Annotated in this window: 1 protein-coding gene; it reads right to left on the minus strand. The window is 71.8% G+C overall.

Features of this window, described 5'->3' with window-relative positions:
- Positions 1-705, minus strand: a 705-nt coding sequence (locus tag DSP71_RS21315; protein WP_220151151.1) for a DEAD/DEAH box helicase, incomplete at both ends; no start/stop codon positions are given.

Raw genomic sequence — 705 nt, forward strand, 5'->3', positions numbered from 1 at the left:
TGCCGGAGGCGAGCTCGCGCACGAGAACGGTCTTGTTGTCGGTGGAGTCGACGACCAGCACGCGGTGCGTCATCTCGCCGACGGGAACGCTCTCCTCATCGACCTCGTGGCTGACCGCGTTCGAGAGGAAGCGGCGCGCCAGGGTGTCGATACCGCGGTCCAGCGTCGCGCTGAACAGCAGGCGCTGTCCGCCGGCAGGCGTGGCCGTGAGGATGCGGGTGACGCCGGGGAGGAAGCCGAGGTCGGCCATGTGGTCGGCTTCGTCGAGCACGGTGACCTCGATCGCGCTGAGACGGAGGACCTGCTGCTTCATGAGGTCTTCCAGGCGGCCGGGGCAGGCCACGACGATGTCGACACCGCCGCGCAGTGCCTGCTCCTGCGAGCGCTGGCTGACGCCGCCGAAGACGGTCGTGACGCGAAGGCCGGCGGCCTCGGCGAGAGGAGTGATCGTCGCGGCGATCTGAGTCGCGAGCTCACGGGTGGGGGCGAGGACGAGACCACGCGGCAGGCCGGCGCGGCGCTGACCGCCGGAGGCGGCGAGGCGGGCGACGAGGGGGAGCGCGAAGGCGATGGTCTTGCCGCTGCCGGTGCGTCCGCGACCCAGGAGGTCGCGTCCGGCGAGAGAGTCGGGCAGCGTGTCGCGCTGGATGGCGAACGCCTCGGTCTTACCCGAGTCGGCGAGAACGGCGGCGAGCTCGGCGGGGA

It is taken from the genome of Microbacterium sp. H6 (assembly GCF_003314775.1).
Lineage (GTDB): Bacteria > Actinomycetota > Actinomycetes > Actinomycetales > Microbacteriaceae > Microbacterium > Microbacterium oxydans.